Source organism: Mesorhizobium sp. BHbdii (genome assembly GCF_053848045.1).
The window spans coordinates 1-533 of the sequence record NZ_JBSPKX010000119.1 but is presented as its reverse complement, the minus strand read 5'-3'; the positions used below and the strand labels follow the sequence as shown (position 1 = coordinate 533).

Annotated in this window: 1 protein-coding gene; it reads left to right on the top strand. The window is 55.2% G+C overall.

Annotated elements, in window-relative coordinates:
- Window positions 1–8: 8 nt before the first annotated feature.
- On the top strand, window positions 9–533 hold a 525-nt coding region (locus ACWTU8_RS32165; RefSeq protein WP_455851295.1), incomplete at its 3' end, for an ABC transporter ATP-binding protein.

Genomic DNA, 533 nt, shown 5'->3' with positions numbered 1-533 from the left:
TCAGGAACATCATCAAGCGCTATGGAAGCGCTCAGGTCATTCATGGCGTGAATGTCGACATCGCCGATGGCGAATTCGTCATCCTGGTCGGCCCATCGGGGTGTGGCAAATCCACCCTGCTACGCATGATCGCGGGTCTCGAAACGATATCGGGCGGTGAAATCAGCATCGGCGGCAGGGTGGTGAACGACATTCTGCCAAAAGACCGCGACATAGCGATGGTGTTCCAGAATTACGCGCTCTATCCGCACAAGAATGTCGCCGACAACATGGGCTTCTCGCTCAAAATCAAGGGTAGGCCGAAAGCCGAGATCGATGCCAAGGTGAAAAAGGCGGCTGAAATTCTCGATCTGGGCAAGCTGCTCGACCGATTCCCAAAACAGCTTTCGGGGGGACAGCGCCAGCGTGTGGCTATGGGACGCGCCATTGTACGCGACCCGCAAGTCTTTCTATTCGATGAGCCTTTGTCGAATCTCGACGCCAAATTGCGTGTGGCAATGCGGGTTGAAATCAAGGAACTGCATCAACGCCTC